At 70.6% G+C, this 21,438-nt stretch carries 18 protein-coding genes; 3 read left to right on the forward strand and 15 right to left on the reverse strand.

Annotated features, from left to right (window positions below; genetic code table 11):
- Positions 1–22: 22 nt before the first annotated feature.
- The 7 genes from rplS to proS form a co-directional block, all read right to left on the reverse strand.
- Positions 23–373 (reverse strand): 50S ribosomal protein L19, encoded by a 351-nt coding sequence (gene rplS, locus ACIRVK_RS13825; RefSeq protein WP_360958476.1) that lies wholly within the window; start codon positions 371–373, stop codon positions 23–25.
- 134 nt (positions 374–507) lie between these two features.
- Positions 508–1,341 (reverse strand): tRNA (guanosine(37)-N1)-methyltransferase TrmD, encoded by an 834-nt coding sequence (gene trmD / locus ACIRVK_RS13830; RefSeq protein WP_404246517.1) that lies wholly within the window; start codon positions 1,339–1,341, stop codon positions 508–510.
- Positions 1,341–1,883, reverse strand: a complete 543-nt coding sequence (rimM, locus tag ACIRVK_RS13835; RefSeq protein WP_404246519.1) for a ribosome maturation factor RimM — start codon at positions 1,881–1,883, stop codon at positions 1,341–1,343. The genes trmD and rimM overlap by 1 nt, the downstream gene beginning before the upstream one ends.
- Positions 1,884–1,991: 108 nt before the next feature.
- Entirely contained in the window at positions 1,992–2,231 is a 240-nt protein-coding gene (locus ACIRVK_RS13840; protein WP_003973401.1) for an RNA-binding protein, read from the reverse strand.
- A gap of 2 nt (positions 2,232–2,233) precedes the next feature.
- The gene (rpsP, locus tag ACIRVK_RS13845) at positions 2,234–2,662 is read right to left on the reverse strand and encodes a 30S ribosomal protein S16 (RefSeq protein WP_404246521.1); all 429 of its coding nucleotides are present in this window, start codon (positions 2,660–2,662) and stop codon (positions 2,234–2,236) included.
- A 407-nt stretch (positions 2,663–3,069) separates the two neighbouring features.
- The gene (locus ACIRVK_RS13850; protein ID WP_133046790.1) at positions 3,070–3,666 is read right to left on the reverse strand and encodes a hypothetical protein; all 597 of its coding nucleotides are present in this window, start codon (positions 3,664–3,666) and stop codon (positions 3,070–3,072) included.
- Positions 3,667–3,927: 261 nt separating this feature from the next.
- Positions 3,928–5,343, reverse strand: coding sequence for a proline--tRNA ligase (gene proS, locus ACIRVK_RS13855; protein ID WP_404246523.1), 1,416 nt, complete (start codon positions 5,341–5,343; stop codon positions 3,928–3,930).
- A gap of 199 nt (positions 5,344–5,542) precedes the next feature.
- Here proS and ACIRVK_RS13860 point away from each other — a divergent pair, with 199 nt between their 5' ends.
- Positions 5,543–6,406: an SAM-dependent methyltransferase gene (locus tag ACIRVK_RS13860; RefSeq protein ID WP_404246525.1), complete on the forward strand. Its 864-nt coding sequence runs from the start codon at positions 5,543–5,545 to the stop codon at positions 6,404–6,406.
- Positions 6,407–6,440: 34 nt separating this feature from the next.
- Here ACIRVK_RS13860 and ftsH read toward each other — a convergent pair whose 3' ends face one another.
- The 6 genes from ftsH to ACIRVK_RS13890 all read right to left on the reverse strand — a co-directional run bounded on the left by ftsH (position 6,441) and on the right by ACIRVK_RS13890 (position 16,175).
- Entirely contained in the window at positions 6,441–8,381 is a 1,941-nt protein-coding gene (ftsH, locus tag ACIRVK_RS13865) for an ATP-dependent zinc metalloprotease FtsH (RefSeq protein WP_404246526.1), read from the reverse strand.
- A gap of 93 nt (positions 8,382–8,474) precedes the next feature.
- Positions 8,475–10,040 carry a signal recognition particle protein gene (ffh, locus tag ACIRVK_RS13870; protein ID WP_404246528.1) on the reverse strand — a complete coding sequence of 522 codons (1,566 nt, stop codon included), beginning with the start codon at positions 10,038–10,040 and terminating at the stop codon, positions 8,475–8,477.
- Positions 10,041–10,131: 91 nt separating this feature from the next.
- On the reverse strand, positions 10,132–12,579 hold the full coding sequence (locus ACIRVK_RS13875; protein WP_404246530.1) for a [protein-PII] uridylyltransferase: 2,448 nt from the start codon (positions 12,577–12,579) through the stop codon (positions 10,132–10,134).
- Positions 12,580–12,603: 24 nt separating this feature from the next.
- On the reverse strand, positions 12,604–12,942 hold the full coding sequence (locus ACIRVK_RS13880; RefSeq protein ID WP_028802442.1) for a P-II family nitrogen regulator: 339 nt from the start codon (positions 12,940–12,942) through the stop codon (positions 12,604–12,606).
- Complete coding sequence (locus ACIRVK_RS13885; RefSeq protein WP_404246532.1) at positions 12,939–14,282, reverse strand: ammonium transporter; 1,344 nt, start codon at positions 14,280–14,282, stop codon at positions 12,939–12,941. The genes ACIRVK_RS13880 and ACIRVK_RS13885 overlap by 4 nt, the downstream gene beginning before the upstream one ends.
- 414 nt (positions 14,283–14,696) lie before the next feature.
- Entirely contained in the window at positions 14,697–16,175 is a 1,479-nt protein-coding gene (locus tag ACIRVK_RS13890; protein WP_404246534.1) for a hypothetical protein, read from the reverse strand.
- Between the two features lie 447 nt (positions 16,176–16,622).
- Here ACIRVK_RS13890 and ACIRVK_RS13895 point away from each other — a divergent pair, with 447 nt between their 5' ends.
- A complete protein-coding gene (locus ACIRVK_RS13895; protein ID WP_404246535.1) occupies positions 16,623–17,282 on the forward strand; it encodes a bifunctional DNA primase/polymerase in 660 nt (219 codons plus the stop codon).
- A gap of 111 nt (positions 17,283–17,393) precedes the next feature.
- Here ACIRVK_RS13895 and ftsY read toward each other — a convergent pair whose 3' ends face one another.
- A complete protein-coding gene (gene ftsY, locus ACIRVK_RS13900) occupies positions 17,394–18,596 on the reverse strand; it encodes a signal recognition particle-docking protein FtsY (protein WP_404246537.1) in 1,203 nt (400 codons plus the stop codon).
- A gap of 218 nt (positions 18,597–18,814) precedes the next feature.
- Between ftsY and ACIRVK_RS13905 the strand changes: the two genes are divergently transcribed.
- The gene (locus ACIRVK_RS13905) at positions 18,815–19,786 is read left to right on the forward strand and encodes an LLM class flavin-dependent oxidoreductase (RefSeq protein ID WP_404246539.1); all 972 of its coding nucleotides are present in this window, start codon (positions 18,815–18,817) and stop codon (positions 19,784–19,786) included.
- An 85-nt stretch (positions 19,787–19,871) separates the two neighbouring features.
- Here the strand turns inward: ACIRVK_RS13905 and ACIRVK_RS13910 are convergent, their stop codons facing one another.
- Positions 19,872–21,287: a sugar porter family MFS transporter gene (locus ACIRVK_RS13910; RefSeq protein ID WP_404246541.1), complete on the reverse strand. Its 1,416-nt coding sequence runs from the start codon at positions 21,285–21,287 to the stop codon at positions 19,872–19,874.
- Between the last annotated feature and the right edge of the window lie 151 nt (positions 21,288–21,438).

A 21,438-nucleotide genomic window follows, 5' to 3' on the forward strand; every position in this document is an offset into this window, starting at 1 on the left:
TTCTGTGGATCCCGGCGCGAGCTCAGTTGTCGCGCTTCTCCTTGATCTTCGCGGCCTTGCCGCGCAGCTCACGCAGGTAGTACAGCTTGGCGCGACGCACGTCACCGCGGGTGACGAGCTCGATCTTCTCCACGATCGGGGTGTGCACCGGGAAGGTGCGCTCGACGCCGACGGAGAAGGAGACCTTGCGGACCGTGAAGGTCTCGCGGACACCGCTGCCCTGACGGCGGATGACCACGCCCTTGAACTGCTGCACACGGGAGCGGTTGCCCTCGATGACGCGCACGTGGACGTTGACGGTGTCACCCGGGCGGAAGGCCGGGATGTCGCTGCGCAGCGACGCGGAGTCGACGGTGTCGAGCAGGTGAGACATTTCGTCTGCTTTCTTCGCTGATGCCACAGGTCATCAACGGGAGCTGGGTGTTCCGGAAGGATGCTGTCCGTGTCGGGGCGGGCGTCGTGTCCCCCTGTGGCAGGGGCGCGCGCCGGACGACGCACAACAGCGGCCTATTCTTCCATGCCCTCGGGCCTGCGCCAAAATCGGCCGTAGGGCTCGCCCTCCGGGTCCGGCGCCCAGCCCAGGATGGAGAGCATCTCGCGGTCCTTCTTGTCGAAGGCCTTGGGGTCGCAGCGCTCGATGAGGTCGGGCCGGTTGGCCGTCGTGCGCCTGAGGGCCTCGTCGCGGCGCCAGCGGGCGATCCTGCCGTGGTGGCCGCTGAGCAGCACGTCGGGGATCGCGCGCCCGCGCCACTCGGGCGGCTTGGTGTAGACGGGGCCTTCCAGCAGGTTGGCCATGGCGCCGGGGGCGAAGGAGTCGTCGCGGTGGGACTCTGCGTTGCCGAGGACGCCGGGCAGCAGGCGGGCGACGGCCTCCGTGATGACCAGGACGGCCGCCTCCCCGCCGGCGAGGACGTAGTCGCCGATGGAGACCTCGTGGACGGGCATACGGGTGCCGTACTCGTCGATCACCCGCCGGTCGATGCCCTCGTAGCGGGCGGGTGTGAAGACCAGCCAGGGGCGCTCGGAGAGCTCGACGGCGAGTTCCTGGGTGAAGGGGCGGCCGCTGGGCGTGGGGACGATCAGGGCGGGCGCGTGGGAGCCGGTCTCGTAGCCGTCGGCGAGGACGGTGTCCAGGGCCTCGCCCCAGGGGTCGGTCTTCATGACCATGCCGGGGCCGCCGCCGTAGGGGGTGTCGTCGACGGTGTTGTGGCGGTCGTACGTCCACGCGCGCAGGTCGTGCACATGGACGTCGAGCCGACCACGCGCGCGTGCCTTGCCGACGAGGGAGACGTTCAGCGGTTCCAGGTACTCGGGGAAGATCGTGACGACGTCGAGACGCATTACGACTCGTCCCGGCTGGCGGCGATCTCCGCCCGGTCGTCGATCAGGCCCGGCGGGGGTGCGATGACGGCCTTCTGCTCCTCGAGGTCGATCTCCGTGACGATCTCCCCGACGAAGGGGATCATCACCTCGCTGCCGTCGGGGCGCTCGACGATGAACAGGTCCTGGGAGGGCAGGTGCGAGATCTCGGTGATCCGGCCGACCGCCACGCCGTCCTCGGTCACCACGTCGAGGTCGATGAGCTGGTGGTCGTAGTACTCGTCCTCCTCCTCGGGCAGTTCGTCGGGGTCGACCTCGGCGATCAGGAGGGTGTTGCGCAGGGCCTCGGCCGCGGTGCGGTCCGTGACACCCTCGAAGCGCAGGAGGAGGCGGCCGCTGTGCACCCGGCCGGTCTCGATGGTGAGCGGACCCGTGGAGGCGGGGTCCGTCGTCAGGACGGCGCCGGGCGCGAGCCGCAACTCCGGCTCGTCGGTGCGGACCTCGACGGTGACCTCGCCCTTGATGCCGTGGGCACGGCCGATGCGAGCGACTACCAGCTGCACTGTTCCTGCTTCTCCTGATCCGGATACGTCCTGATCCCGATACATACGACTACGGGCCGGGGACGGCCCAGTGGCCCTCCCCGGCCCGAGCCGGTGCTGCGTTCGGCGTCAGCGGACGTGGTCGACGTCGACGAGGTCGACGCGGACACCACGGCCGCCGATGGCGCCCACGACGGTGCGCAGAGCGCGTGCGGTGCGGCCGTTGCGACCGATCACCTTGCCGAGGTCGTCGGGGTGGACCCGGACCTCGAGCACGCGACCGCGGCGCAGGTTGCGGGAAGCGACCTGCACATCGTCCGGGTTGTCGACGATGCCCTTCACGAGGTGCTCGAGAGCCTCCTCGAGCATGCTCAGGCCTCGGTCGACTCAGACGAAGAGGACTCGGCCTGCGCCTCGTCCTTCTTCTCAGCCTTCTTCTTCTGGGTGATGGCCTCACCCTTGCCCTCGTCGTCGCCACCGAGGGCCTCGAACGACGGGCGCGCGGCCTTCGCGGCCGGCTGCAGCAGAGGCGCCGGGGCGGGCTCGCCCTTGAACTTCTGCCAGTCGCCGGTCTTCTTCAGGATGGCGAGCACGGGCTCGGTCGGCTGGGCGCCGACACCGAGCCAGTACGCCACGCGGTCGGCGTCGACCTCGATGCGCGAGGGGTTCTGCACCGGGTGGTACAGGCCGATCTCCTCGATCGCACGGCCGTCACGACGGGTGCGGGAGTCGGCGACGACGATGCGGTAGTGAGGCGAACGGATCTTGCCCAGACGCTTCAGCTTGATCTTGACTGCCACGGGAGTGGGTTCTCCTGGATTTGACGTGGTTGGGCACGGCGAGATGGCCGCGTGGGGTTGCGGTACCCGAGTGCCCGATGGACGCGTCAGCCGGAGGAGAGAGGGGTCCTGTGCGGCTGTCGAGTACAGCTAGCCATTGTGCCACACCCTGCGGGTCGCTTTTGGCCGAGGGTACGGGGAGGGTTCCAGGGCATGCCTGAGGCGCCGGGCGCGTCGGTGCCGTCACGACACTGCGCAGCCCGGCGTGCGGGGTGCCTCCCCCACTCTCGACTTCGCTCGAGCGGGGGACCCCCAGCGCCCACCCGTGCCGCCCCAGCGGCACGACTGCCCGCAGGCGGCGGTCGGCTCCCCATGTGCGACGCCCGGATACCGACAGCCACGAGATGCCGGTGCTCCAGGGCCCACGGTTACGCCGCCCCCACGACCTCCGGGATGCGGAACGGCTTGCCGCAGCCGCCGCAGACGATGGGGGCCTGGGCCAGGACGGACGGGACGACCCGTACGTTGCGGCCGCAGTCGCAGACCGCCTTGACCCGGACCCCGCCACCGGAGGAGCCATGCCGGGCCGCCGGGCCCCGGAAGCTCTTCGGGGTGTCCGCCGAGGTCGCCGCCGTGTGCGCCTTGAGGGCGCGCTGGAGGCGTTCCATGGTGGGGCGGTAGCGGCGCTTTGCCTCGGGATTGAGCGTGACCAGCGAGAAGCCGCTACTGGGATGCGGCTCCTCGGGGTGGTCCAGGCCCAGTTCCTCGGCGATCGCGAGGAATCTGCGGTTGTGGTACCGGCCGGCACGGGACGTGTCGCGTACGCCGCGCGCGGCGGCGATGCCATGGACTGCCTCATGGAGCAGTCGCTCGAAGGAGAGCTCGTGTCCGCACGCGGACGACGACTCTCCGATCAGGGACTCTGGCGCGGCAAGGTCCGGCAGCTCGGGGTGGTACCGCTGGATGTCGGCCCACGCCTGTGCCAGCTCTGCGGCGAGAACAGGTGGTGTCTGTGTCGTGCTCACGTAATGACAACGAGCGGGGGTGCCCCTGTGTTCCTATTCCGGGCCATCCCAAATAATTTGCACGTACCCGTCAGTTGCCGCTGATGCGCGGAGACGAGGGCCAGTGCGCTGATCTGCGGAGAAACCTCACAGCTCGTCCCAAGGTGGTACGTAGCCTGACCTACGTACCGGCGCGTAGCCGTTGTCCACGCGCCGGTACGGCTGTGATCCGCGGATGCGCAAGAGACGTTTCGGTCGCTCTCGCCGCGGAAGGGCGCCCTCTCAGTAAGCGCGCGCGACGAGGGCGACGTTACCGGGTGCGTCCTCGCTCTCGGGCACCGACCCGTCGGCGGCGACCAGACACCGTACGGTCACCGCGTGCTCGGCCAGCCTGGCCTCGCCCTCCGCGCCCAGGGTCGCCCACGGGATGCGCGCCCAGCCGCCGGCGACGGCGGCCTCGACGGCCTCCTCGATCGTCGAGACGTCGGCGGTCCGCGACTCGCGGCGCGCGCGGGACTGCGCCAGCAGCAGCGCCTGGTCCTCCTCGAGGACGGACGGCACGAGTCCTACGAGGGAGTCGATCGCCACCGCCTCCTTGCCTCCCGGGATCCGCCGCGCCAGCATCACCGTGCCGTTCTCCAGGTCACGGGGGCCGACCTCGACGCGTACCGGCACGCCCTTGAGCTCCCAGTCGACCGCCCGGCGCCCGAAGGGGATGTCGGTGCGGTCGTCCACATGGACACGGACCCCGGCGGACCGCAACCGGTCGCCGATCTCGCGGACCTTGGCCAGAACCGCCTCGTCGCCCTTGATCGCGAGCACGACGGCCTGGATGTGCGCCAGACGCGGGGGCACGCGCAGGCCGTCGTCGTCGCCGTGGGTCATCACCAGGGCGCCGATCATGCGGGTCGTGGAGCCCCAGGAGGTCTGCCAGACGAGTTCCTGGGTGCCTTCCCTGGACAGGTACCGGGTGTTGAACGCCTTGGCGAAGTTCTGGCCCAGCTCGTGGCTGGTGACCATCTGGAGGGCCTTGCCGTCGCCCATCATGCTTTCGAGGGTCAGGGTGTTGATGGCTCCGGCGAAGCGCTCCTTGACCGTCTTGCGGCCGGAGACGAAGTCGATCGCGAGGACGTTCTCGACGAAGTCCCCGTACACGTGCCGCTGGATGTGCGCGGCGAAGTCGTGCGCCTCCTCGTAGGTGGCGTGCGCGGTGTGGCCCTCCTGCCACAGGAACTCGGTGGTGCGGAGGAAGAGCCGCGGCCTGAGTTCCCAACGCACCACGTTCGCCCACTGGTTGATCAGCAGCGGCAGGTCGCGGTAGCTCTGCACCCACTTCGAGAAGTACTCGTTGATGATCGTCTCGGAGGTGGGCCGGACGACCGCGGGCTCCTCCAGCTCCTTGCCGCCGGCGTGGGTGACCACGGCCAGCTCCGGCGCGAAACCCTCGACGTGGTCCGCCTCGCGGGTGAGGTACGACTGCGGGATCAGCAGCGGGAAGTACGCGTTCTGCGTGCCCGTGGCCTTGATCCGGGCGTCCATCTCGGCCTGCATCCGCTCCCACAGCCCGTACCCGTACGGTCGGATGACCATGGTGCCGCGCACCGGACCGTTGTCGGCCAGTTCGGCCTTGGCGATCAGATCCTGGTACCAGCGGGGGAAGTCGTCCGCCCGGGGTGTGAGCACGGGTGCCTTTGCCATGCCGGGATATTACGGGGGCACGTTGCCGGGATGTGAATTCTTTTCGCCCGCGGGCTCCAGCCGCAAGCCGGGGACCGTCAACCCCTGGACGCACGGTCGAGTGCGGAGTTACCTGGCATACGGGGGAAGTGCGAGCGCACGTCACGGGGGCCATGGAAAAGGGCACAGCGGCAACTCTCGGCGGATTGGGGCGCTTTAGATGACACCTACGCTCGTGCGGCAGCACCGACCTCACGCGGGCCCGGCCACGCGTGTGGACGCGGGTGCACGCGCGCGTGACTGGTCCGAGATCCAGGAGCGGATGCTGGTCCCGCTCTACGAGGCCGTCTACGAGCGACTGGAGGTGGGCTCGGGCACTCGGCTGCTGGGCCTCGGCTGCGGCAGCGGCCTCGCCCTGTTGATGGCGGCGTCCAGAGGGGCCGCGGTGACCGGTGTCGACCCCTCGTATCCCGAACGGCTCGCCCTCGCGCGGGAGCGGCTGCTGCCCGAGGCGGGCACGCGTGCGCGCGACGGCGTACGACTTGTCGCCGGCACGCCCGGGGACATCGCGGCCGCGGGCGGCGCGAAGACGCCCCCGTACACCGTGGTGACGGCTTTCGAGCCCATCGGGTGTCTGGCGGGCGACTCGGAGGGGCTCGGCGAGCTGCTGCGGGCGGCGACCCCGCTGGCCGAGCGCGGGACGCCGGTGGTGCTCGCCGGCTGGGGCCCGCCGGAGCGCTGCGCCACGTCGTCGGTGCTGCGGGTGGCCGCCAAGCTGGCGGATCCCATGCACCGTGCGGGCGGTTGGCGCCCCGCCCTGCGCGACGACCTGGAGGAGGTCGCCCAGCGGGCCGGCCTGAAGCCGGACGGCTCCGGGCGGGTCGCCTGCCCCTTCGGGTACGCCGACCCGGACAGCGCCGTTCGCGGCCTGCTGTCCACCGGCCTCTTCGACGCGGCGATCACCGCCACGGACCAGGCCCAGGTGGACAAGGAACTGACGGAGGCCGTGCACCCCTACCAGCGCCGCGACGGCACGGTGTGGATGCCGAACGTGTTCCGGTACCTCATCGCCCGCGTGCCCTAGGGAGTCGAAGCACCCCTGGGGCGCCCCTGGGGTCCTAGACCTCGGCGTTCTTCGTCAGCCGGGTGATGCCCGCGATGCGGTACACGTCCGCCTCCTCCAGGGTCTCCCGTTCCAGCAAGGCCTCGGCGAGGGCGTCCAGTTGGCCCCGGTGGTCGATGAGCTTGCGGCAGGCCTCGGTGTAGCACTCTTCGACGATGCGGCGCATCTCGCCGTCGATCACGTCGAGGGTCTGCGGGGCCGCGGCGAGGCCGTAGGCCTGCTGGGCGTCGCCCGGGAGGGCGGAGAGGCGGCCGACGCGGTCGCTCATGCCCCAGCGGGCGACCATGCCGCGGGCGATGCCGGTGACCTGTTCGAGGTCGTTCTCGGCGCCGGTGGTGATGACGCCGTAGACGACCTGTTCCGCCGCCATCCCGCCGAGCGCGCCGATGATCCGGCCGCGCAGGTACTCCTCGGTGTAGGCGTACTTGTCGGACTCCGGCGTCGAGAGCGTGACGCCGAGGGCGCGGCCGCGCGGCACGATGGTGATCTTGCGGACGGGGTCGGCGCCGGGCTGGAGCATGCCGAGCAGGGCGTGGCCGCTCTCGTGGTACGCCGTCCTGCGCCGCTCCTCCTCGGGCATCACCAGCGGCCGTTCCGCGCCCAGTTGGATCTTCTCCAGCGCCTCCGAGAGGTCGGCCTGCGTCACCCGGTCCTGCTTGCGTTTGACGGCGAGCAGGGCGGCCTCGTTGGCGAGGTTGGCGAGTTCCGCGCCGGTCATGCCCGGGGTCGTCCGGGCGACCTGCGCGAGGTCGACGTTCTGCGCGAGCGGGATCTCGCGGGTGTGGATCTCCAGGATGGCCTGGCGGCCGGCCCGGTCGGGGGGCGAGACCTGGACGACCCGGTCGAAGCGGCCGGGGCGGGTCAGGGCCGGGTCGAGGACGTCGGCGCGGTTGGTGGCGGCGATGACGATGACGCCCTCCGAGCCGGAGAAGCCGTCCATCTCGGTGAGGATCTGGTTGAGGGTCTGCTCGCGCTCGTCGTGGCCGCCCATGCCGGAGCCGCTGCCGCGGGCCCGGCCGATGGTGTCGATCTCGTCGATGAAGATGATCGACGGGGCCACCTTGCGGGCCTCGGCGAACAGTTCACGCACGCGGGAGGCTCCCACGCCGACGATCATCTCGATGAACTCGGAGGCGGACGCCGAGAAGAACGGCACCCCGGCCTCGCCCGCGACGGCCCGCGCGAGCAGGGTCTTGCCGGTGCCGGGCGGGCCCGCGAGGAGCACGCCCTTGGGCATCTTCGCGCCCATCCTGCGGTAGGCGTCGGGGTTCTTGAGGAAGTCCACGACGTCGTTGAGCTCGCCCTCGACCTCGTCGATGCCGGCCACGTCCTCGAAGGTCGTGCGCTGCTGGCCCGGTTGCAGCTCCACCGGCTTGGGCGGTGACTTGCGGCCGAGCACGCCGCCCGCGCCGCCGAGCCCAGAGTTCATCCGCCGGGCGATGAAGACCCACACCGCGACCAGCACCAGCATCGGCGCCAGGGAGATCAGCAGGTTGGACAGGAAGCTGCGGTGCTGGACGACCGGTTCCGCGGTGACCGTGACGTCGTGCTTGGTCAGGTCCTCCCAGAGCCTGTCGTTCGCGAAGGTGGGCCGCTCGGTGCTGAACTTGGTGTACTTGCCGCTGCCCGTGGGCTTTTTCTGCGCCGTCCTGAGCTGGCCCTGGATGGCGTTGCCCTTGGCGTAGATCTTGCTGACGTTGCCCGTGTCGACCTGCTTGCTGAACTCGGTGTACGAGATGGTCGGCACGCCGCCCTCGTTGAAGAACGACAGCAGCAGGTTCGCGATCAGGTACACGACCAGCGCGGTGAGGATCAGGCTCCACCAGCCGCCGCGCATCTTCCGGTCGCCCGGCGGCGGCTTCTGCGGCTCCTCGGGCGTGCCCTCGGTACGCCAGGGCTGGTCGGGCGACTTGCGTGGCGGCGCGGGGTTGGTCATAACCGGACGTTACGACAACGACCAACCCCGGGCATGCGCAGTGCGTGAAGTCACACCATGAACTTCACGATCGTTCCATGAAGTCCTCGTGGATCAGCCCATGAACTTCTTGAACTCGTCCGGCAGCTCGAAGTCCTGACCGCCCTGCTGCCCCGGCAGTCCGAAGGCGCCGCCCGGCGCGGCACCGCCCTGGGCGGCGGCGGCCCTGCGCGCCGCCTCCTCCTGCTCCTGCTGCTTGCGCTTCATCGGGTTGCCGGAGCGCTGCTTGCCCTTGGCCTTCTTCGGCTGCTTCCGGCTGCGGCCGGGGCCGCCACCCATGCCCGGGATGCCCGGCATCCCGGGCATGCCGCCGCCCTGGGCCATGCGGGACATCATCTTGCGGGCCTCGAAGAACCGCTCGACCAGACTCTTGACCGCGCTGACCTCGACACCGGAGCCCTTGGCGATACGTGCCCGGCGGGAGCCGTTGATGATCGTCGGTTCCTGGCGCTCGGCCGGGGTCATCGACTTGATGATCGCGGCGGTGCGGTCGATGTCCCGCTCGTCGATGTTGTTGATCTGGTCCTTGATCTGGCCCATGCCGGGCATCATGCCGAGCAGCTTGCTGATGCTGCCCATCTTCCTGACCTGCTCCATCTGGGCCAGGAAGTCGTCCAGGGTGAAGTCCTGGCCCTTCTTGGAGGTGAGCTTGGAGGCCATCTTGGCGGCCTCTTCCTCGCTGAACTCCTTCTGCGCGATCTCGAAGAGGGTGGCGAGGTCACCCAGGTCGAGGATGCGGCCGGCCATCCGGTCGGGGTGGAAGACGTCGAAGTCGTCCAGTTTCTCGCCGTTGGAGGCGAACATGATGGGCTTGCCGGTGACCGAGGCGATCGACAGGGCCGCACCACCGCGGGCGTCACCGTCGAGCTTGGAGAGGACCACGCCGTCGAAGCCGACGCCGTCGCGGAAGGCCTCCGCCGTGTTGACGGCGTCCTGACCGATCATCGCGTCGACGACGAAGAGGATCTCGTCGGGCGAGATGGCGTCCCGGATGTCCGCGGCCTGCTGCATCATCTCCTGGTCGATGCCGAGGCGGCCGGCGGTGTCGACGATGACGATGTCGTGGACCTTGGCCTTGGCGTGCTGGATGGAGTCCTTGGCGACCTTGACCGGGTCGCCCACGCCGTTGCCGGGCTCGGGGGCGAAGACGGCGACGCCCGCGCGCTCGGCGACGACGCTCAGCTGGTTGACCGCGTTCGGACGCTGGAGGTCGGCGGCGACAAGGAGCGGCGAGTGGCCCTCTTCCTTGAGGTGCTTGGCCAGCTTGCCCGCGAGGGTGGTCTTACCGGCACCCTGCAGACCCGCGAGCATGATCACGGTCGGCGGCTGCTTGGCGAAGCGCAGGCGGCGGGTCTGGCCGCCCAGGATGCCGACCAGCTCCTCGTTGACGATGTCGAGGACCCGCTGGGCGGGGTACCGCGTGTTGGCGAGCTCGGGGCCGAGAGCACGCTCCTTGACGTTCTTGATGAACGACCGGACGACGGGCAGGGCCACGTCCGCCTCGAGCAGCGCGATACGGATCTCGCGCGCGGTGGCGTCGATGTCCGCCTCGCTCAGACGCCCCTTGCCGCGCAGATTCTTGAAGGTCGCTGAGAGGCGATCGGAGAGAGTGTCGAACACGGCGGCGTCGGTCCTCGGAGTAGGGGTCAGGGTGAGCGTCTTCAAGGGTATCCGGACCCGCAGGACAATCGCCCCCGCCCGGCACCAGTCATCACGCCCGCAGTGCTTCCTCCAGCTTTCGGGCCATCGATGCCGCCTCTTCGCCCTGCAGCGGCAGGCCCTCGGCACCGGTGACGTAGAAGGCGTCCACCGCGTTCGCGCCCAGGGTGCTGACATGGGCGCTGCGCACCCGCACCCCCGCGTCCTCCAGCGCCCGTCCGATCCGGTGCAGCAGGCCGGGGGCGTCCTGGGCGCGTACCTCGATCACCGTGGCGTGCCGGGAGGCGGCCGGGGCGACCGTCACGCGGGGCGGGGGTGCCACGACACCGCGGCGGCGCGGGTAGGCGGCGTCCCGTTCGGCCAGGCGCCCCGCGATGTCCAGGGAGCCGTCCAGGGCCCGTACGAGGTCCGCCCGCAGCCGTGCGGCCTGCGGCAGCGAGCCGTACTCGGCGGCCACCCGCCAGTCCAGCAGCAGGACCGAGCCCTCGACGCCGTCCGGCAGGTCCAGCGCGCGCAGTTCCGCCGTGCGGACGGTGAGGCGGTGCATGGCGAGGACACCGGCGACCGCGGGCAGAACGCCCGGCTGGTCCGGTACGGCGATCAGCAGCTCCACACCGAGCGGTTCGGGGTCCCCGGAGGGCTGGTCCTCGGCCGGCGGCTCGGTCTGCGCGCGCAGGGACAGGACGGGGCTGCCGGTGGCGACGGCCTCGATGGCGAGCCGTTCCTGCTCGGCGGTGGGCGCGGCGGCCTCGGGCTCGTCGGGGACGTCCCCGGCGAGGACCGCGGCGACCCGTTTGACGAGGTCGGCGACGAGCGAGCCCCGCCAGGACGACCAGGCGGCCGGGCCGGTGGCCAGCGCGTCCGCCTCGGTCAGCGCGTGCAGCAGCTCCAGCGTGCCCTGCGAGCCGACCGCCTCGGCGACCGACCGCACGGTGGCCGGGTCCTCCAGGTCACGCCGGGTGGCCGTGTCGATGAGCAGCAGGTGGTGGCGTACCAGGGTGGCGAGCACGGCGACGTCGTCGCGGTCGAAGCCGATCCGGCCCGCCACGTCGCGCGCGATGATCTCGCCGGCCACCGAGTGGTCGCCGGGCCAGCCCTTGCCGATGTCGTGCAGGAGGGCGGCGACCAGGAGGAGGTCGGGACGGTGCACGCGGCGGGTGAACTCGGAGGCGCGCACGGCCGTTTCGATCAGGTGCCGGTCGACGGTCCAGATGTGCACGGCGTTGCGCTGCGGCCGGCACCGCACCCGCTCCCAGTCCGGCAGCAGCCGGGTGATCAGGCCCTCCGCCTCCAGCGCCTCCCAGACCTCGATGGTCGGGCGCCCCGAGCCGAGCAGTGTCACCAGTTGCTCGCGCGCCTCGGCGGGCCAGGGCGTGGGCAGGGGGCGCGAGATCGCCGCCAGGCGCCGTACGGCGTGCAGCGAGAGCGGGAGTCCGGCCTGTGCGGCGGCGGCGGCCGCGCGGAGCGGCAGCACGGGGTCGCGCTCGGGACGCGCGGCGCGCGCGAGCACCACCTCGCCGTCCTGCTCGACGACGCCCTCGGCCAGCGGGGAGCGCTCGGCGACGGGCTTCGAGCCGCCCAGCATGGCGCGCAGTCGTGGCCGCACGGCGCGCGATCTCAGCACGCGCCCCACCTCGCGCCAGGTGACGTCACTGGCGTACGAGATCACCCGGGCCGCCTCGTAGACCTGGCGCAGCAGGGTGTCGGCGTCCAGCAGGCCCAGCTCGGCGGCGACCTGGTCCTGCTCCTGGAGCGAGAGCCGGTCGGTCGCGCGACCCGTGGTGAGGTGGAGCGCGTCACGGACGTCGAGGAGGCGGCGCCGGGCGTCGTCGAGGCCCTCGCGCGGGGCGTCGGCCAGCCAGGAGGCGGCGACGGCGCGCAGGGCGGTGGCGTCGCGCAGCCCGCCGCGCGCTTCCTTGAGGTCCGGTTCCAGCAGATACTGCAGCTCGCCCTGGCGTTCGGCGCGCTCCACGCACAGTTCCTGGAGTTCGGGCAGGCGCTTGGGCGCCTGGTTGCGCCAGTCCGCGAGGATGGCCGTCCGCAGGCCCGCCGTCAGGCCGAGGTCGCCGGCGAGGTGGCGGGCGTCCAGGAGGCCGAGCTGGACCTTCAGGTCCTCACCGGCGGTCTTGCGGGCCTCCGCGGGGGTGCGCACGGAGTGGTCGAGGGAGAGGCCGAGGTCCCAGACCGGGTACCAGATGCGGTCGGCGAGGGCGGCGACCGCCTTGGTGTCGCCGCCGTCGTGGAGCAGGAGCAGGTCCAGGTCGCTGCGCGGGGACAGCTCGCCACGGCCGTATCCGCCGACGGCGACCAGGGAGACGCCGCGCAGCCCCTCGGCTCCGGCGGCGAAGAGCCCCGTCAGCCAGTCGTCCGTCAGCTCGGACAGGGCGGCACGGCGCGGCGGCCCGGACCGCTCCCCCTCGGTGAGGAGGTGCAGCCGGGCCGCCGCGTAGCCGCTGGGTCCCGAGTCTTCTGCTTCGTTGTGCACGTCCGTACTCGACACCCAGCAGCTCCTGTTCTTCTTCTGTCAGAGCGCGTCGGGACCGCGCTCGCCGGTCCGCACGCGGACCGCCGTGTCGACCGGGATCGACCAGACCTTGCCGTCACCGATCTTGCCGGTACGGGCCGCCTTGACGACGACCTCGATCAGCTGCTCGGCGTCGTCGTCCTCGGCCAGGACCTCGATCCGGATCTTGGGGACCAGGTCGACGGTGTACTCGGCACCGCGGTAGACCTCGGTGTGGCCCCGCTGACGACCGTAACCGCTCGCCTCGGTCACCGTCAGGCCGTGGACCCCGAAGGCCTGGAGGGCTTCCTTGATCTCGTCGAGCCGGTGCGGCTTGACGACGGCGGTGATGAGCTTCATGCGTCCACCTTCTTGGTCTGCGTCGCGGCGGCCAGGACCGAGGTGGTGGAGCCGGCGATGCCTCCACCCGCGCCGCTGTAGTCGTATGCGGTCTCGGCGTGCTCGGCCTGGTCGATACCGGAGACCTCCTCGTCCTCGGTGACCCGCATGCCGATGGTCTTGTCGAGGAGGAAGGCGAGGACGGCGGAGGCGATCAGGGAGTAGGCGAGGACCGCGCCGACACCGGCGCACTGCTTCCACAGCTGGGTGAAGGAGTGGTCGCCGTAGAAGACGCCCGTCGCGGTGGACTGGCCCTTGCCGGTGGCGAAGAAGCCGATGAGCAGGGAGCCGATGATGCCGCCGACCATGTGGACGCCGACCACGTCGAGGGAGTCGTCGTAGCCGAACCTGAACTTCAGTCCGACGGCCGCGGCGCAGGCCACACCGGCGATGGCGCCGACGGCGATCGCGCCGAGCGGGGAGACCGCACCACCGGACGGGGTGATGGCGACCAGACCGGCGACCGCGCCGGAGGCGGCGCCCAGCGTGGTGAACGCGCCGTGGCGGATCTTCTCGTAGGCGAGCCAGGCGAGCATGGCGGCGGCGGTGGCGACCTGGGTGTTGACGAACATCAGCGCGCCGACGCCGTCGTCGTTGCCGAGCCACGAGCCGGCGTTGAAGCCGAACCAGCCGAACCACAGCAGGGCGGCACCGAGCATGACCAGCGGGAGGCTGTGCGGGCGCATCGGGTCCTTCTTGAAGCCGACGCGCTTGCCGATGACCAGGATGACGCCGAGGGCGCCGGCACCGGCGTTGATGTGGACCGCGGTACCACCGGCGAAGTCGATCACACCGAGCTTGAAGGCCCAGCCGTCGGCGCCCCACACCCAGTGGGCGATCGGGACGTAGACGATCGTCAGCCACAGGGCGATGAAGAGCGACCAGGCCGAGAACTTGACGCGGTCCGCGAGGGCGCCGCTTATCAGGGCCGGCGTGATGATCGCGAACATCATCTGGAAGACCATGAACACGAAGATCGGGATGGTGTAGCCGGGCCAGAGCTCCGTCAGACCGATCTTGCGCAGTCCGAACCAGTCGGAGTCCCAGCCGATCAGGCCGTTGTGCGTGCCGAAGGCGAGGGAGAAACCGTAGAGCACCCACAGAATGGTGACGATGCCGAGGCTGATGAAGCTCATCATCAGCATGTTCAGGGTGCTCTTGACGCGGACCATGCCTCCGTAGAAGAAGGCAAGACCCGGGGTCATGATCAGTACAAGGGCGGATGCGATGAGCATGAAGCCCGTGTTCGCGGATGACAGCTTGGGTGCCTCCGCGGCAAGCGTGATGGCGGCTGATGCCATCGGCGTCTCCTCGTCGGTTGTACGGCCCCGTGCGGGTCGGAGCGTGTGAGCGGTCCGGTCATGAGGGGTGGGCCGGTTATGCGCCATGAGATTGACGCAGCGCGGTTTCGGTGGAAGCCCCTGCTTGTTTCACCGGAGTGACGAAGACGCCTGCCGTGTTACGCATAGATGAACTGCCGGAATCTGCGCATGCCGATCGTTATGGTGACGCAATCTCCGCGACGGCGGCCGCAACCATCGATTGAGCAACCCCCGCGGCGATCAGCCACGTCCGCGAGAGCGGCGCCGGTTCAGGCGCACAGAGGGGCCGAAACCGGCCGCGGGCGGCCTTCCGACGACCTGGCATGGGGGAGCCGAGTCGGGCAGTTCGGGAGGGCCGGCCGCAGCCGGGGTTCGCGGGTTTTCCTGGGCGTTTCAGACCGCTTCGGCGTTCTCCGGGAGTTCGACGGCGAGCTTCTCGGTGAGGTCGACGACCTCGGCCAGGTCCCCGAAGTCGCGTACGGCCGTGTCGACCGTCTTTCGGATACGAGTGTTGACGCGCTCGGAGCGGACCTTCTTCGCGATGTGCATGGCCCGCTTGGCCAGCACCGCGCTCTGCTCCGGCTCGCGCCGCAGCAGGTGCACGGTGGCCATGCCGATGAGGTTGAGTGCGTACGACCGCTGGTGCTCGCTGTCCGCGGCGAACAGCTCGACGGCCCGCTGCATCAGGGGCTCGGCCAGCGAGGCGTAGGTGGGGCTGCGGCCGGCGACATAGGCGAGGTCGCGGAAGGAGTGGCTGTTCTCGCCGTACAGCTCGGCCTCGGAGAAGAAGCGGATCCAGTCGGGGTCCGGGTCGTCCCACTCGTCCACGTCGGCGAAGGTGTCCTCGGCCATCCGGACCGCCCGCTTGCACTTGCCTGGCTGGCCCATGTTGGCGTAGGCGCGGGCCTCCATCGCATACAGCATCGCCTGGGTGCGCGGGCTCGCGCAGTCCCGGCTGCCGTACTGCGCGAGGTGGATCAGCTCCAGCGCGTCGTCGGGCCGGCCCAGGTGGATCATCTGGCGGCTCATGCTGGACAGGACGTACGAGCCGAGCGGCTTGTCGCCGGCCTCCTTGGCGGCGTGCAGGGCGAGTACGAAGTACTTCTGGGCGGTGGGCTGCAGTCCCACGTCGTACGACATCCACCCGGCCAGCTCGGCGAGCTCCGCGGCGACCTTGAACAGCTTGCGGGTGGTCTGCTCGGGCTGGGGCTCCTGAAGCAGGTCGGTCACCTCGTGCAGCTGGCCGACGACCGCCTTGCGGCGCAGACCGCCGCCGCACTGGGCGTCCCACTGTCGGAACATCACCGTGGTCGACTCGAGGAGCTCCAGCTCGGGCTTGGAGAGCCGGCCGCGGGCGCGGCTGGCGGGCTCGGGCTCCGGCTGCGTGGACTGCGGCGCGGGCACCAGCCAGCGCTGCATCGGCTCGATGAGGGACGGGCCCGCCGACAGCACCAGCGAGCTCCCGAGGAAGCCGCGCCGCGCCAGCATGAGGTCGCTGCGCGAGAACTCGCTGAGCAGGGCCACTGTCTGCGGGCCCGTCCAGGGCAGGTCGACGCCGGACACGGACGGTGACTGGCGTGCCGCGCGCAGGCCGAGGTCCTCGACGGAGACCACGCAGCCGAAGCGCTCGGAGAACAGCTCGGACAGGATCCTGGGGATGGGTTCGCGGGGGTTCTCGCCGTCCAGCCAGCGGCGCACCCGGGAGGTGTCCGTGGAGATGTGGTTGGCGCCCAACTGGCGGGCCCGGCGGTTGACTTGACGGGCGAGTTCGCCCTTCGACCAGCCGCTGCGCACGAACCATGACGCGAGCAGTTCGTTCGGGCGCTTGTCCGTGCTGGTCGCGGTCGCCCCGCTTCCGCCGTTGCCGCTCACTGGAACGCCCCCATTCCTGAGACCACTTGTCGCTGAGTGCGCCAAGCCCTATCAGAATGCCGGTAAATACGGCCGCCCGTCCGCCGGTTCTCACCCTTAGAACGGGATGCCGAGTTGCCTCCGGCATACCCACGAGTGCATGTGCCCCCAGGACTCGTGCACTCAAAGTAATCCTACGATCACGCGTCCGGCCATGGCGATCCCCGAAACGCCACCATTCGCCACCCCTTCGAATGAACTCACGGTCGCCGACACGCGATTCACTTGACATAGGACGGCCGGGAGTAGGCGGAGCGATGCACTCAGGGGCGCACGTCGCCGAGTTCACCACCCGGGGCACCTCGGAGCGCCGCCCGGACCGCACGGAGCGGGTGAGTCGACACCACAGAGGGTGACGTTCCGGATTCGTGTCGTAACCATCGACGCGTCGGACACGTTGGAGGGGGCATGGGCTTCACGATCGGCGGCATCCGGGAGATCCGCTCCGGCGCGCGCAGGCGCGGCCGTTCCTCGGAGTGCAGCACCGCCGTCGCCGAGTACACCGGACTCTGGGGCTGGGACGTGGTGGCGGGCGCGCGGGCCGCGGGCGGCGCGTGTTCCTGCGGCCGCGGGGACTGCCCCGCGCCGGGCGCGCACCCCCTCGACTTCGCGCCCCGGGTGCCGGCCGGCGCCACCCTCGACGAAGTGTCCAGGGCCTGGGGCGAGTTCCCCGGCGCCGCGGTGATGCTGCCGGTCGGCCGGGCCTTCGACGTCATCGAGGTCGCCGAGCCCGCCGGGCAGCGCGCCCTCGTCCGGCTCGAACGCATGGGCCTCCCCCTCGGCCCGGTCACTGCCACCCCCGAGGGCCGCGCCCACTTCTTCGTCGCCCCCGGCGCCGCCGCCGAACTGCCCGAGCTCCTGTACCGCATGGGCTGGGACGACCCGACCTCCCTGGACCTGCGGGGCCTGGGCCCGGGCACCCACATCACGGCCCCGCCCTCGGACCGCGGCGGCCTCGGCCCGGTCCGCTGGCTGCGCCCCCCGGCCCTGGACTCGGCGACCAGCCCACCGGCCGCCCGCCTCCTGCTGGGAACATTGGCGTACGTCGCCCACCGCTCGCGCGCCTAGCCGTACCCACCCGGCGCACACAGCGAAGCGCCCGCTCCCAACTGCACCTTGGGGCGGGCGCTTCTTGAAGCCCGGGCTTCTCGAAACCCAGTGGGTAAATCTACCCGGTGCTCAGTCACCGATAAGCGCATCCACGAACGCCTCCGGCTCGAAGGGCGCCAGGTCGTCCACGCCCTCGCCCAGACCCACCAGCTTGACCGGAACGCCCAGCTCGCGCTGGACCGCCACGACGATGCCGCCCTTGGCAGTGCCGTCGAGCTTGGTGAGGACGATGCCGGTGATATCGACGACCTCGGCGAAGACGCGGGCCTGCACCAGGCCGTTCTGCCCGGTGGTCGCGTCCAGCACCAGCAGCACCTCGTCCAGCGGGGCATGCTTCTCCACGACCCGCTTGACCTTGCCCAGCTCGTCCATGAGGCCGGTCTTGGTGTGCAGTCGCCCGGCGGTGTCGATGAGCACCACGTCCACGCCCATCTCCTTGCCCTCCTTCACCGCGTCGAAGGCGACGGAGGCGGGGTCGCCGGCCTCGGGCCCGCGCACGGTGTAGGCACCGACCCGCTCGCCCCAGGTCTGCAGCTGGTCGGCGGCGGCCGCGCGGAAGGTGTCCGCGGCGCCCAGCACCACGGTGCGCCCGTCGGCCACCAGGACGCGGGCGAGCTTGCCGGTGGTGGTGGTCTTGCCGGTGCCGTTGACGCCGACGACCATCACGATGCCGGGCTTGCTGGTCTCGGGCTCGGTCCTGACCGTGCGGTCCATGTCGGTGCCGACCAGCTTGAGCAGCTCCTCGCGCAGCAGGCCGCGCAGTTCCTCGGGGGTACGGGTGCCGAGCACCTTCACGCGTTCCCGCAGGCCCTCGACCAGCTCCTGGGTGGGGGCCACGCCGACGTCGGCGGTGAGCAGGATGTCCTCGATCTCCTCCCAGGTGTCCTCGTCGAGGTGCTCGCGCGACAGGAGCGCGAGCAGCCCCTTGCCGAGCGCGTTCTGGGAGCGGGACAGGCGGGCACGGAGGCGGACGAGCCGGCCGGCGGTCGGCTCGGGCACCTCGATCTCGGGGACTTCCAGAGCCGGCGGTTCCGCGACGGTGGTCGGCGCCGAGCCGTCCGGGAGATCCACCTCCTCTATCGTCCGGCGCGGTTCGTCGCGGGGGGTCTCGGCCTCGTCGCCGACGTGCGGCTCGGCCGGCGGGGCGGTGATGTCGGGCGCGGAGGGGGGCGGCGGGGGCAGCGACTTCTTCCGGCGGCTGCCGACGACGAGCCCGCCGAGCGCAGCGAGCACGACCACGGCGATGACTACAGCAAGGATGACGGTTTCCATAACTCGTCCAGTATGGCGTGACCCGGCCTCGCACCTTCGTTTCTCGTGCGTGGGATGCGGTCCCGCCGGGTCGGGCCGGCCCGCGATCCGGCCTCACGTCGGCCTAAAGCCCGGCGGGGGCGTCCCTCTCTCCCTATCGGCCCGCCCCTCGGCATGGTGATCTGACATACCGTCAGCTAACCTCCCCCCGCAGCAGCCGCCCGCCGAAGGGGACTCCCATGGCCGTCACGGTCGTCCGTTTCAACCTCGTCGAACCCGGTGCCACCCCCGCAACCCTCGGTGCCCGCTACCGGGCCGCCGTGGACATGGCGGCCTACGCCGACGAGCACGGCGTCACCACGGTGCAGACCGAGGAGCACCACGGCGTCGACAACAACTGGCTGCCCTCGCCGTTCGCCTTCGCGGGTGCGGTCTTCGGCGCGACCCGGCGGATCGCCGTGACCGTCTCCGCGATCATCGGTCCGCTGCACGACCCGCTGCGGCTGGCGGAGGAGATCGCCGTCCTGGACCTGCTCAGCGGCGGCCGGCTGGTCACGGTCGCGGGGATCGGGTACCGGCCGGAGGAGTACGCCCTGTTCGACGTGGAGTGGAAGCGCCGCGGGAGGATCCAGGACGAGGTGCTGGAGACGCTCCTGAAGGCCTGGACCGGCGAGCCCTTCACCTACCGCGGCCGTACCGTACGTATCACCCCGCGCCCCTTCACCGAGCCGCACCCCCTGCTCCTGGTCGGCGGCTCCTCCCGGGCCGCCGCCCGCCGGGCCGCCCGCCTCGGCCTCCCTTTCTTCCCCAGCGCCCACCTCCCTGAGCTGGAGGCGTACTACAAGGAACGGCTCGTCGAGTACGGCACCGAGGGCTGGACCATGATGCCGACCGCCGAGACCCCGCTGCTGCACATCGCCGAGGACCCGGACCGGGCCTGGGCCGAGTACGGCTCCCACTTCCTGCACGAGGCCCGCACCTACGCCTCCTGGCAGTCCGGGGACATCGCCTCGGCGGTGAAGTCGGCCGCCACGACCGTCGACGAACTGCGCGCCGAGGGCGTCTACCGCATCCTCACGCCCAACGAGTGCGTGGCCCAGGGGCTCGACAACCTCGTCCTGCATCCGCTGTCGGGCGGGATGCCGGTGGCGGAGGGATGGCGGAGCCTGCGGTTGTTCTGCGAGGACGTACTGCCCCGGCTCGATGAGTGAGCCGGGGCGGTACGTCCCGCGGTGACGGTCACGGGGAGAGGGGCGGCGGGGGGGATGGGCCCCTCTCCCCGGGTCGTACGGGCGCTCAGCCCATCTCCTCCAGCGCCTTGCCCTTGGTCTCCTTCACGAACTTCAGGACGAACGGGATGGAGAGCGCGGCGAAGACCGTGTAGATCACGTAGGTCGCGGAGAGGTTCCAGTCGGACAGGGACGGGAAGCTCGCGGTGATGGCCCAGTTGGCGATCCACTGGGCGGAGGCGGCCACGCCCAGCGCGGCGGCGCGGATCCGGTTCGGGAACATCTCGCCGAGCATGACCCAGACGACCACACCCCAGGACAGGGCGAAGAAGAGCACGAAGACGTGCGCGGCGATCAGCGCGGTCCAGCCCTGCGCGGCCGGCAGCTTGCCGTCGACCAGGTGGTACGAGAACGCCCAGGCCTCCAGTGCCAGGCCGACGACCATGCCGGCCGAGCCGATCAGGGCCAGCGGCTTGCGGCCGATCCGGTCCACGAAGATCATGGCGATCACGGTGCCGAGGATGTTGATGATCGACGTCGTGAAGGAGTAGAAGAAGGAGTCCGTCGGGTCGACGCCGACCGACTGCCACAGCGTCGAGGAGTAGTAGAACGCGACGTTGATGCCGACGAACTGCTGGAAGACGGACAGGCCGATGCCGATCCAGACGATCGGCTTGAAGAAGAACCCACCGCCGAGCAGGTCCTTGAACGTGGACCGGTGCTCGCTCCTCATCGCCTGCTCGATCTCGGCGACGCGGGCGTCCAGATCGATGTCGCCCTCGACCTCGGCGAGGATCTCCTTGGCGCGCTCCCGCCGGCCGGCGGAGAGCAGGAAGCGCGGGGACTCGGGGATGGCGAAGGAGAGCAGGCCGTAGAGCACGGCCGGGACGACCATCACGCCGAGCATGACCTGCCAGGCCTCCAGGCCCATCAGCTTGCCGCGCTGGTCGCCGCCGGCCGCGTTGAGCAGGCCCCAGTTGACCAGCTGGGATATGGCGATGCCGATGACGATCGCGGCCTGCTGGAAGGAGCCGAGGCGGCCGCGGTAGGCGGGCGGGGCGACCTCGGCGATGTAGGCGGGGCCGATGACGGAGGCCATGCCGATGGCGAAGCCGCCGACCACACGCCAGAGGGCGAAGTCCCAGAGCGCGAAGGGCAGCGCCGAGCCGACGGCGCTGACGGTGAACAGCACGGCGGCGATCTGCATGACCCGGATGCGGCCGATGCGGTCGGCGATCCGGCCGGCGTACGCGGCGCCGACGGCGCAGCCGATCAGGGCGATGGCGATGACCTGGGCCAGGGCAGCGGAGCCGACGTCGTAGCGGCTCCGGATGGCCTCGACGGCGCCGTTGATCACGGAGCTGTCGTAGCCGAAGAGGAAACCGCCCATCGCGGCCGCCGCCGCGATGAAGATGACGTGCCCGAGATGATCGGGATGAGCCGTGCCGGCTCCTGACTTCTGTGCCTGCGCTGTGCTGGTCACGTTCAACTCCTCGGGCACCGGCAACGCTGCCGGACGGGTCCGCGCCTCCAGATAGGTGGTATCTGAAGGTAAAGGCAACGTTGCCGAGACTATGCCTTCAAGTTTCGAAGTCAAGGGGGCCGTCTGTGTGACCTTTGAGACGTGATTAAGG

This window comes from Streptomyces sp. NPDC101152, assembly GCF_044768275.1.
Classification (GTDB): domain Bacteria; phylum Actinomycetota; class Actinomycetes; order Streptomycetales; family Streptomycetaceae; genus Streptomyces.